Origin of the sequence: Actinomyces sp. HMSC065F12 (genome assembly GCF_001814535.1) — a bacterium.
GTDB lineage: Bacteria > Actinomycetota > Actinomycetes > Actinomycetales > Actinomycetaceae > Pauljensenia > Pauljensenia radingae_A.
Genome location: NZ_KV817030.1, coordinates 1 through 8,965 on the forward strand (window position 1 = coordinate 1; position 8,965 = coordinate 8,965).

Annotated in this window: 12 protein-coding genes and 1 pseudogene; 10 read left to right on the plus strand and 3 right to left on the minus strand. The window is 60.2% G+C overall.

Annotated features, from left to right (window positions below; translation table 11 throughout):
• Positions 1–454: pseudogene (locus HMPREF2975_RS08560) on the minus strand (hypothetical protein); the annotation flags it as partial.
• A gap of 153 nt (positions 455–607) precedes the next feature.
• Here HMPREF2975_RS08560 and HMPREF2975_RS08565 point away from each other — a divergent pair.
• From HMPREF2975_RS08565 to HMPREF2975_RS08580, 4 genes are all read left to right on the plus strand, one after another.
• A complete protein-coding gene (locus HMPREF2975_RS08565) occupies positions 608–2,539 on the plus strand; it encodes a DEAD/DEAH box helicase (protein WP_070727076.1) in 1,932 nt (643 codons plus the stop codon).
• Positions 2,540–2,613: 74 nt separating this feature from the next.
• Positions 2,614–2,775 (plus strand): hypothetical protein, encoded by a 162-nt coding sequence (locus HMPREF2975_RS12615; protein ID WP_193600033.1) that lies wholly within the window; start codon positions 2,614–2,616, stop codon positions 2,773–2,775.
• Positions 2,776–2,866: 91 nt separating this feature from the next.
• A complete protein-coding gene (locus tag HMPREF2975_RS08575) occupies positions 2,867–3,175 on the plus strand; it encodes a BTB/POZ domain-containing protein (protein ID WP_141757383.1) in 309 nt (102 codons plus the stop codon).
• Between the two features lie 25 nt (positions 3,176–3,200).
• Positions 3,201–4,022, plus strand: coding sequence for a hypothetical protein (locus HMPREF2975_RS08580; RefSeq protein WP_141757385.1), 822 nt, complete (start codon positions 3,201–3,203; stop codon positions 4,020–4,022).
• A gap of 48 nt (positions 4,023–4,070) precedes the next feature.
• Here the strand turns inward: HMPREF2975_RS08580 and HMPREF2975_RS12125 are convergent, their stop codons facing one another.
• Positions 4,071–4,460, minus strand: coding sequence for a hypothetical protein (locus HMPREF2975_RS12125; protein WP_083314495.1), 390 nt, complete (start codon positions 4,458–4,460; stop codon positions 4,071–4,073).
• Between the two features lie 473 nt (positions 4,461–4,933).
• Between HMPREF2975_RS12125 and HMPREF2975_RS08595 the strand changes: the two genes are divergently transcribed.
• The 3 genes from HMPREF2975_RS08595 to HMPREF2975_RS12620 all read left to right on the plus strand — a co-directional run bounded on the left by HMPREF2975_RS08595 (position 4,934) and on the right by HMPREF2975_RS12620 (position 7,519).
• Positions 4,934–5,746 carry a hypothetical protein gene (locus tag HMPREF2975_RS08595; protein WP_070727088.1) on the plus strand — a complete coding sequence of 271 codons (813 nt, stop codon included), beginning with the start codon at positions 4,934–4,936 and terminating at the stop codon, positions 5,744–5,746.
• 543 nt (positions 5,747–6,289) lie between these two features.
• Complete coding sequence (locus HMPREF2975_RS08600; RefSeq protein WP_193600034.1) at positions 6,290–7,288, plus strand: ArdC-like ssDNA-binding domain-containing protein; 999 nt, start codon at positions 6,290–6,292, stop codon at positions 7,286–7,288.
• An 84-nt stretch (positions 7,289–7,372) separates the two neighbouring features.
• A complete protein-coding gene (locus tag HMPREF2975_RS12620; protein WP_193600035.1) occupies positions 7,373–7,519 on the plus strand; it encodes a hypothetical protein in 147 nt (48 codons plus the stop codon).
• Here HMPREF2975_RS12620 and HMPREF2975_RS08605 read toward each other — a convergent pair.
• The gene (locus HMPREF2975_RS08605; protein ID WP_070727092.1) at positions 7,516–7,917 is read right to left on the minus strand and encodes an HD domain-containing protein; all 402 of its coding nucleotides are present in this window, start codon (positions 7,915–7,917) and stop codon (positions 7,516–7,518) included. The genes HMPREF2975_RS12620 and HMPREF2975_RS08605 overlap by 4 nt on opposite strands.
• A 57-nt stretch (positions 7,918–7,974) precedes the next feature.
• Here HMPREF2975_RS08605 and HMPREF2975_RS08610 point away from each other — a divergent pair, with 57 nt between their 5' ends.
• The 3 genes from HMPREF2975_RS08610 to HMPREF2975_RS08620 are packed head-to-tail and all read left to right on the plus strand — an operon-like array spanning position 7,975 to position 8,787.
• Positions 7,975–8,184 (plus strand): hypothetical protein, encoded by a 210-nt coding sequence (locus HMPREF2975_RS08610; RefSeq protein ID WP_141757387.1) that lies wholly within the window; start codon positions 7,975–7,977, stop codon positions 8,182–8,184.
• Positions 8,171–8,395: a hypothetical protein gene (locus HMPREF2975_RS08615; protein ID WP_193600036.1), complete on the plus strand. Its 225-nt coding sequence runs from the start codon at positions 8,171–8,173 to the stop codon at positions 8,393–8,395. Before HMPREF2975_RS08610 ends, HMPREF2975_RS08615 begins: the two co-directional genes overlap by 14 nt.
• Positions 8,392–8,787, plus strand: a complete 396-nt coding sequence (locus tag HMPREF2975_RS08620; protein WP_070727099.1) for a hypothetical protein — start codon at positions 8,392–8,394, stop codon at positions 8,785–8,787. Before HMPREF2975_RS08615 ends, HMPREF2975_RS08620 begins: the two co-directional genes overlap by 4 nt.
• Positions 8,788–8,965 lie beyond the last annotated feature (178 nt).

Sequence of the window (8,965 nt, forward strand, 5' to 3'; positions counted from 1 at the left end):
TATCCGGCTTCTCAGGGGTTGGAGTATCCGGCTTGCTGGGAGCTGGAGGGGTCACGGGGTGGGCTGGTTCAACAGGCCGAGTCGGGGTGACCTTGTGGCCGGGGGCAGACGGGCGGGCGACCGGCTTCGTGGCTTTCGCCTTCTGGCTGGGCTTGGCTTTTTGCGCGGCTACCTGACCGTTGGTGTCGTGCACAATATAGCCACCCTGCTTGCCGGGGGTTTTCGGCGCGGTAACAGTGGTGCTCTTCTTCTGTTGAGCGTTCGTGCCGGAAGGTGTCGTGGTTCCTGACTGCTGGTCATCACCGGACTGTTGGTCGGCTGACTGACTGACCGTGGTGTCAGGCGATGGAGTGTCCGTCTCGGTAGACGGGGAGGGGCCTGAACATGCTGTCATGGCAAGCAATGTGAGAAGTGAAAGGCTGGCGACTGTTTTCGCCACTGGGAGACGTTTCATTACGTGGTCATCCTGTTCTTGATGAGTTGTTGTGTCCGTTGAGGACCTGTCGCACCCCGCTTGTGGGACACACATAGCCCTCATGTGCGTTAATGCGACACACGGGCGGTTGCAGCCCCGCGTGTCTGGGAGTCTTGTCCCACAAGGAGGGGCATGAAGATGGCTGTTTTAGGCGGGACGCGCCGAACCCCTCACGTTGACCTCCAGTTCCCTCCTTTCGAGAAGGCTCGCGTGGGTGGTCGGTGGCAAACCCTGTTGGATTGGGTGAAGACCATGCCGGATCGTCACTGGGATGCGGGGTCGAAAACATGGCGTGTGTTCGCGGTGACACGCACGTTCATGGCCGACCTGGAGGCGGCAGACTTCCACGTGGACGTGACAGCTGCCGGTGGGAAAATCCGTGACCTGAGTGACGTGGCGAGTCGCGTGATGGTGCGGTCGCGTGATGGGTGGATCCGCATCTACCCGCGACTGGAGCCATACGATGACGTGAAAGAGTCGCTGCCCACGTTTTGCGCGTGGGATACTCGCCGTCACTGCTTCATGGCCAGCGAGCCGGACTGCGCACGATCCGGCCTGGTCGGTTCCAGCACCCAGACGAATTCACGCACCTACAGTACGGTCAGTGAGAGTAACGTGGCCAGGCTGGCAGCAGCACCCGACCTTATCCACGTGGAAGGTGAAGCTCGCCTGTTTGCCCCACACCGGCCCCTGTTTGGCTTCCAGGCCAGCGGCGTGCAGGCTGTCCTGGCTGGGCGCAGGCTCATAGCGGACGAACCCGGCCTGGGGAAAACAATCCAGGCGATCTGTGCGCACGCCACCGCCCGAACCCGCAGGCTCGTCGTTGTGTGCCCACCCGTCGTTGTCCCCAACTGGAAACGCGAAATTGAAGCATCCGGCTGGACCATCCCCATCACCCAGCCGTCCGACGATATGCCAACTCGCGGCGTGGTCGTCATATCCGACTCGCTTCTTGCTGCCCGCCCCCACCTGCCCGTCCAGCTCGGAGCGTGGGCAGACGGGCTGATCGTGGACGAGGCGCACCGCATGAAAAACGTTGCCGCCCAACGTACCGGCGCGGTTTTGAGTCTCGCCAGGCGTATTGGCGGACTGAAAATAGCGCTCAGCGGCACGCCCATGGTGTCCGAACCGTCCGACCTTGCCCCCATACTGGACTGCGTGGGACTGTTGGAGCCTGTGTTTGGCGGCTGGTCCGAGTTCTACTCCACCTATATGCGTCCCGACAAATACCGTGGGTGGGTGGCGCGTAAACGACAACTGCCTCACCTGGGTGACATGCTCGCTTCCTCGTGTTGGGTGCGGCGCGCAAAAAAAGATGTGCTCGGCCTTCCCGACGTTGTGTTCACCACGACCACGGTGGACGTGGAGGACAAGGTGTTCCGCACCGCCCACCAGGACGTGATCCGGCAGGTGTGCGACATGCTGGAAGATGGGGACGACCCGTATTCGCGTTCGTTTGAGCTGATTTCCCGGCTGCGTGTGGCGGCTGGTCGCGCGAAAGTGAAAGCGGCGTGCCACGTGATCGGTGAGCATGTGAAAGCTAACCCGCCTGTAGACGGAGTGTATGAGGATCCGCTTCTCGTGTGGGTGCATCACCGTGAGGTGGGCGATGATCTGGTTGACGAGCTGGACAAGCTGGGAGTGTCGTGGCGCATGATTCGTGGCGGGTCGACCGACTCAACGCGCATAGTGGACGATTTCCAGTCCGGCAAGGTGGGTGTCCTGGTGGCCTCCATGGGGGCGGTCGGTGTGGGCGTGACGCTCACGAGGGGTCGCAGGTGCGTGTTCGTGGAGGCGGATTGGACTCCGGCGACCATTGACCAGGCGGTGGACAGGGTGCGTCGGATTGGGCAGAACCGCACCATGTGGGTGACCACCCTGGTGGGCAGTGGCACGTTGGATGAGCGGATCATGGAAGTGTTGGAGCATAAGCGTGAGCGGGTGGACGCTGTGGATGGTGAGAGGTCTGGTGGATCTGCGCGTGATGCGGGGGTGCTTCGCGTGCTGATTGACGGCGTGGTGGGTGAAGCGCAGTGCTGCTTAGGTGATGTCCTCCCTGCCTGAAGGCGAGGGGATTCTACGCAAACTTGACGAAAGTTTGTTCGGTGGGTTCGCCTGCGCACGCGAGGGTGCGTCTGATGGTCTTTTCCCAGGCGTTGAATGTTCCCGCACGCCCTGCGGCGACAAGAATGCTCGCTGCTGCGTTCCAGTCACGCTCGTACTATGCAGGAACCACGGGGGTGCCTGCACTGACAACCGTGGAAAACTACATCCGCAACCAGAAACGCCCCACCGGCTGATTCACCACCACCGTAAACGGTGGAGCGCTCTCAGTCTCATTCGTAGAACGGGGCGCGTCATCGGGCTACCCGTCCCACAAGGATGATCGTGATGAGCACCGACAGGCTTGAAGACGCGACGAGGGCTGGCAGTATTTTTGCGCGTATCCGCAAGGGCCGCTCGTTTCGCCAGGTGTATGCTCACGCCGTTTCTCGCCCGCGCGTTTTAGGTGAGTGGGAGATCAGCGAGGACGAGTGGGCGTGCGTATTGCGGTGGGCGTCCCTGCTGGATGTGGCTGCAACGTCGGTGACGATCTGTCCTGAGTGCGGGCGTTTCGCCTCCCTGAAAGGGGCCGCCCCCACGTCGTGCTCGCTCACGTTCGGCTGTTCCGGTAAGCCGGTGCGCATCAGAACGAGTTAGCCCATCTCGTCCCACAAGGAGGGGCATGAAGAGCGTAGGGCTACGGCAGGTTCCACTGAGAATCACTCCCACCGGGTCGCGCCTGGTGGTGGCAAGCGTGGGTGGAGTGCCGTTCGATTCACTGAACATTGACCACGTGCGTGCCTATAAGTGTGCGTTGAGCATGATTGGCGTGTTGGACAGGTGCAACGTGTGTGGCGTGGCGGACATCCAGGTGGCGCGCGCGTTCGAAGGCTCCACCACGTGCCGCGTCAGTGTCAGCCCCTCATCTACTGTCGTGTCCGCGTCCGGCCAGATTCCCGTGCGTTTCGACGTGACGGGCGTGTCGTACGCGATGACAGGTGAGGTGACGCGTTCGGGTGAACTGTTGGCTGGTGACGATCTGGCGAGCGTGAAAGTGGACCGCGCGGGGTGCGTGGAAGGTCGTGTGCGGTCCCCGTTGGAGTTGAGGCCGCAGGCGCTCGTGGACGCGGTGGCGAACAGTGTGTCGCCCGTGGTGTGGAAGATGGCGGTGGTGCGAACCCCGTTCAGTAGGGTGCGGCTGCTGCGCGCGGATTGGGGCGGGTCGCTGGAGCCGCCGGACGTCATGTCGGCCACGATGTATGACCCGGATGGGCTGGTGACGCTGCACGTGTATCACCCGGATACGGGAACGGTGTGCATAGTGGGGGCTCGTGACGGGTCGACGTGTGAGTGGTGGGCTGTGGAGCACCCGTCGACTGGCACCGCGTCGCGCGGCTTGGAGGATATTGGTGATGTGCCTGGGCTGTTTGACCGTGTGTGTTGGGCGATGTGGCCGAGGGCATGGGCTATTTCGGGCGCGTTAGACGAGGACGCGTCTGCATGAAAAGGCGACCCGCCTCCCAGCTGGGTGACGGGCCGCCTTTGTAGTGGTCTAGTAGTTGCGCATGAAGGAGCCGATTGCTCCGCCGGTTGCGATCAGGACGATGAGGAAGAGGACGATGATGATGATGCGCCATGCGAGCATTGCGCGCGCCCAGTTTTTACGTGCCAGTGAGGTTGACGCTCCGAACGCGACAACGAGAATGTAGATGAGTCCGACGACCGGGATACCGGTGAGGAGGAGTGCGAGCATCCATGCTCCGATGGAGTCGGTGGAGCTGGCTGGCGGAGTGGGTTGCGTCGCGTAGGGTGGGGTCTGCCGGTAGGTGGGCGTGGCGGGCGTGTTCCACTGGTCGAGCATGTTCGTGTCGCGGGGAGTGGTGGCTGGGGGAGTGTTGTCTGGTGTGCGGCTCGTGTTGCCGGGTTGTACTGGTGTTGACATAGTTCTCTCCTTTGGGTCGATGAGACTTTAAGGACATTGTAACCTGTATCACTTTGTTCACCACCGACCTTCGCCCCACTATTTACTCGGGTTCTGGCTCGCTCAACTGTCGCACCACCCAGTTCACGCGTGTTTTGTCCCAGCCGCAAGGGGCTTGTCCTGGTCGTTTGATGCGTTCGTGTTCACCCCACACCCGCCCGTGGCCGACTTCCAGCGACCAGAGCTTTGGATACCAGATCCGGGATGAAGCTCGCCCTACTTTCATGCCGGTCAACCCGAGCGTACAACCATGGCCGCACGACTTTTCGCCCTGGCCTGCTGGAACACTCCACTCTCAAGCGCGGCGGTCATGGACTGGCTTCCGGTGCCGGTCTGCTGGTGACCTGCACCAGGGTGGTGGCACGGGTTGACGCTCGCTCCACTTTCATGCTGGTCAACCCGAGCGTTGTGTCCCAGCCGCAACTGGTAGTTCCATGAGCACTTTTCAACCACGCAAGCCCGCCGGTTCACCCCAGGGCGGTCAATTCGACACTAAGCCACACGACCAGATGCCTCTCGACATGCACGACCGGTCGCGCTACTCGTGGCGCGCAGGCGAATACCCGTTCACGTACGGCAGCTTGATGACGACGGACTCCGATGGTGCCGTGATTGAAATTGCCCCCACAATTCAGGACGGTGCTGTCGTGGCGGATATTATTGTCCATCAGGGTAAGCACACGTTCACGACGGGCAACACGGAGGATTGGCCGGACGTGGAGCGCTACATTCCACGCGACGAGTGGCCCGAAGAGGTGACCGGCAAGCCGGGGGGTCTGGAGGATCCGAGCGTTCGAGCGTTTTTGGACGAGCAGTGGGCTCAGGCCGCCATTGACGAGGCTTTCGACTATCACTACAGCGAGTATGGCGCGTGCTCGGTGGGGGATGGGCGCACCCGCACTGTAAACAGTGGGAGTCGTGTCCTGTTGGAGTTTCAGGACGGGCGGAAGATTCCGGCTGTGGGCGTGGACGTTTCGGATCGGTTCCAGGCTCGCCGCGACGTGGAGTCGGTGGTGGACGCGTATCGGGATGTGGCGGCTCGAATGCATGGCATGGGTCGCGGGTTCATGACTGCTGACACTGAAGTGGGGAGCGTGAGCGTGTCGTGGGATCGCGGGGGCGCTGACCTGACGATGCGTAGTGACGTGACGGGCGAGTGTGTGCATGTGCGTGGCAATGGGGATCCCGAGGGGTGGATGCGTGGAATTTCCAACGCGCTCATTAAGGTTGCGAAAGAGTGGCAATAGCATACCGTGACTATCGCTTGACCAACGTTGGGTTCTCTCTACACTTCCCACTGACATACTGGTCCATCGTGTCGTAACGCTTGTGAAACAGTTGGGTTCTCTCTACACTTCCCACTGACATACTGGAACCTGCTTGCCGTCTTCTAACTTTGGAGTTGGGTTCTCTCTACACTTCCCACTGATATACTGGTGAACGTCCAGTTTTCAGCGGGATACAAGCGAAAAGTGGCGGTTTGACACTCGTAAAAATGAGTGGTGAGCCGCCCTTTTTCATGCCCGTGCGGGGCTCTGATTCAAAAACTGGCGCACGATCACGCAACCCGCTTAACTTTCGCACCTCCGACTCACGCGTTTTGCCCCAGCCACACGACTTTCCACACTGTCCTGCTGGGGCGCTCCACTCTCAAGCGCGGCGGTCGTGGACTGGCTTCCGGTGCCGGTCTGCTGGTGACCTGCACCAGGGTGGTGGCACGGGTTGACGCTCGCTCCACTTTCATGCTGGTCAACCCAACCGTGTCCGTTCTAGCCGCAACTAGGTCACCTATGACTACTTCGTTCCAACCCCGTAAGCCCGCCGGGAGTCCTCAAGGCGGGCAGTTTGACACGAAACCCCACGCCTCAGTCGACCTTGACCTGGATGAGGACGTCTTCCATAAGCGTTACGACACGATGGAGGAAAAACTCGAAGCCATTCGCGCTGAACTCGACACTGCCGTCAAAAACCTCGACACCGACGCCAACTGGCTCTCCTACCTCAACCAGATGCATAAGTTTCACAACTACTCGTTCAACAACCAAATGCTCATCTACATGCAACGCCCCGACGCCGAGCGGGTCGCTTCTTTTCGCACGTGGAAGGGGCTGGGGCGCTCCGTCACGAAAGGTGAGCACGGTATTCAAATCCTCTGCCCTGTTGTCGTGCGCCTGAAAGAGGATGACGGTAGTCAAATGGTCGACGAGAATGGTCGCCCCGTCCTCCAGCTTGTCGGCTTTAAGACTGGCAGCGTGTTCGACGTGTCTCAGACGCATGGCAAACCCCTTTTGGAACGTGATCACGCCCAGGTGGAGGCTCCCGCCCAGCTTCGACAGAACCTCACTCGCATGATCGAAAAACGCGGATTCAAAATCGTCGTAAGAAAAGTCCTCTCCAGTGCTGACGGGTACACGGCACCACTGACACGGGAGGTTGTGATTGACGAAAGGCTCAGTGAGGCTGAACAGGCGCGCGTCATGGCGCACGAACTGGGACACATTGTGGCGGGCCACCTGGAACGTTTCGACGAGTACCATACGGGGCATGACGGTAACCGTGGGCAGATGGAAGTGGAGGCCGACTCCATTGCGCACGTCATTTTCCGTGCGAGCGGCGTGAATGATGAGGAGGCGACCAGGGGTCACGCTCAATACTTGTGGGGCTGGTCGAAAGTCCAGGACAGGACACCTGAAATGGTGCAGGAGTCAGCCGAACGTGTTTGTAAGAGTGTCCATGAACTGCTCGGTGATGATGAGTGGGTGGACGCCCCCGTCAAACCCTACGTGTGAGGCTGAGAGTGCCGCGCATTGACATAAGAAACCCCCAGCCTTCAGGCAGGGGCCAAGAAGACAGTTGGATGGAGAGTTTTTACCATGACGATGACAGATGAGATGCCAGTGGAACTAACCGAAGATGAGGCGATTGACGTGTGCCTGGACGATAGTGCGATTCGTCGCGAGTTCGACCAGATGGTGCGCGACTATGTGGCTGGCGGCCCGCTACCACCCACCGCCGCCTAGCCCAGCAGGTCAACCACTCTGCGCGCGTCGACCAACTGGCGTGATTCCTCCCCGTAGCGGCGTGCAATGTCCGCCAGACGCTCATCAACAGTGCATGGCTCACCCGTCGGGCTGGTCGTCATGTCCGCCAAGTTCAGTAAGGCCAGCTCCCTGGAGCCTGAAGGCGCAGAAGGATCACCGTGGTGGTACACCTGCTCCCAGTACCGATATCCTGCGGCGCGTAAAGCCAGGCCGCCCGCGTGCGCATGGTCAGCAGGGTTAAATGCGTAACCCACGTCGTGCAACAAGCCGAGAACATACATGTCGGTAGGGGAGAGCCCAAACTCGGGGGCAAGACTGGCTGCTGTGCGTGCCACACCCGCCATGTGACGGACACGCTGAGGTTCGAGATCATACATGCGTGAAATAGTTGCGGCTGGTGGCGCGAGGCGCGGACTCGTCCCACAAGTAGGCGTATGACAGACACGGTACGCATGATGGTGCGCGACAGTATTACCCAGGGCGAACTGGGAGTGTTCCTCATTCGGTGCGCTCACACTCACATGAGCCTTCACCCTGATAGTGAACCGTCAGACGCCATGTCGACGGCCCTGGAGACAGTGATAGCTGAATGCGCCTACGTGCGCAGCACGATCGTGGACGCTGAAGGTGATGACAATGATTGAGGACACGATCCGCGACTCGGTTCACCGGCTTGTCAGTGACGGCGAGTTCGGTACTCTCCTGATGAACGCGGCAGCCACGTTCGAGCGCACAGAAAACATCACGTTTGAAATGGGGGTGGTGCGCGCCCTGGGAGTCGTGATCGATGAGCTGAATGACCTGTTGGACACGGCCAGGCGCCTGGATGAGCAGAACGTGGGTGAGCTCGTATGATTGGCCGCAAAATTGACGCAATGCTGGATCATGGGGAGTTGGGCGCACGTGGTGAGTGTCCTGGAGGGTCGAGTGCGCATGATGCGTCGCGTGGCGGCAAGCCTGTGCGCGGCGTGGGCAAGACGAGCGTGCGAAACAGTGTCCGCAAGCACTGTCCGGGCGCGGTGTGCGAACTAGTCAACGTGCGTGATGAGCGGGGGACACTGGTGGGATGCGAAGGTATTGTCCGTGACAAGGCAACCGGGAGGACCTTGGGTGTGCGCGTAGATCAGGGTCGTGCAACCGTGTGGGATGACGAGTCTGTGATGTTGTGCTGGGCGAGTGATGTTGGCCAGTCGGTCGCGTGGTTAATGAGCGATCCTATCGGAGAATTCGAGGCGTTGAACGACTGACGCGTTGGGTTGTTGGGTTGTTGGGTTTTCTCTACATTTCCCACTGATATACTGGTCATGAGGCCATATAACACAGCTTTGCTGTTGGGTTCTCTCTACACTTCCCACTGATATACTGGCGCTCTCGCCTTAGAAATCGATGATCTCGTTGGGTTCTCTCTACACTTCCCACTGATAT

What these genes read in the sequence shown, in the direction of transcription:
- HMPREF2975_RS08615 (WP_193600036.1), top strand. Translation starts at nt 8,171, where the DNA reads ATGACAATGATTGAGGACACGATCCGCGACTCGGTTCACCGGCTTGTC.
- HMPREF2975_RS08600 (WP_193600034.1), top strand. Translation starts at nt 6,290, where the DNA reads ATGACTACTTCGTTCCAACCCCGTAAGCCCGCCGGGAGTCCTCAAGGC.
- HMPREF2975_RS08610 (WP_141757387.1), top strand. Translation starts at nt 7,975, where the DNA reads ATGACAGACACGGTACGCATGATGGTGCGCGACAGTATTACCCAGGGC.
- HMPREF2975_RS08595 (WP_070727088.1), top strand. Translation starts at nt 4,934, where the DNA reads ATGAGCACTTTTCAACCACGCAAGCCCGCCGGTTCACCCCAGGGCGGT.
- HMPREF2975_RS08575 (WP_141757383.1), top strand. Translation starts at nt 2,867, where the DNA reads ATGAGCACCGACAGGCTTGAAGACGCGACGAGGGCTGGCAGTATTTTT.
- HMPREF2975_RS12125 (WP_083314495.1), bottom strand. Translation starts at nt 4,460, where the DNA reads ATGTCAACACCAGTACAACCCGGCAACACGAGCCGCACACCAGACAAC.
- HMPREF2975_RS12615 (WP_193600033.1), top strand. Translation starts at nt 2,614, where the DNA reads ATGGTCTTTTCCCAGGCGTTGAATGTTCCCGCACGCCCTGCGGCGACA.
- HMPREF2975_RS08580 (WP_141757385.1), top strand. Translation starts at nt 3,201, where the DNA reads ATGAAGAGCGTAGGGCTACGGCAGGTTCCACTGAGAATCACTCCCACC.
- HMPREF2975_RS08620 (WP_070727099.1), top strand. Translation starts at nt 8,392, where the DNA reads ATGATTGGCCGCAAAATTGACGCAATGCTGGATCATGGGGAGTTGGGC.
- HMPREF2975_RS12620 (WP_193600035.1), top strand. Translation starts at nt 7,373, where the DNA reads ATGACGATGACAGATGAGATGCCAGTGGAACTAACCGAAGATGAGGCG.
- HMPREF2975_RS08605 (WP_070727092.1), bottom strand. Translation starts at nt 7,917, where the DNA reads ATGTATGATCTCGAACCTCAGCGTGTCCGTCACATGGCGGGTGTGGCA.
- HMPREF2975_RS08565 (WP_070727076.1), top strand. Translation starts at nt 608, where the DNA reads ATGAAGATGGCTGTTTTAGGCGGGACGCGCCGAACCCCTCACGTTGAC.